At 70.1% G+C, this 231-nt stretch carries 1 pseudogene; it reads right to left on the bottom strand.

Annotation, left to right across the window (positions count from 1 at the left end):
• A pseudogene (locus tag AC1RPK_RS07855) lies at positions 1 to 231 on the bottom strand (amino acid permease); the annotation flags it as partial.

Raw genomic sequence — 231 nt, 5'->3', positions numbered from 1 at the left:
GCTCGGCATACGCGCCGAACGAGCCGGCCGTCGGATGCGCGACGGTCATTTCCGCGAGCGCGCCCATCAGCAGCAGCGTGATCAGCGCGCCGCTCGCATAGGAAAACAGCACGCTCGGGCCGGCGAGCCCGATCGCGAACCCGCTGCCGAGGAACAGCCCCGTGCCGATCGCGCCGCCGATCGCGATCATCGCCATCTGCCCCGACGTCAGCGCGTGGCGCAACCCTTGTT

Source organism: Dellaglioa sp. CoH-55-MRSF-6 (genome assembly GCF_056782215.1).
This window is presented reverse-complemented; position numbering and strand designations above follow the sequence as displayed.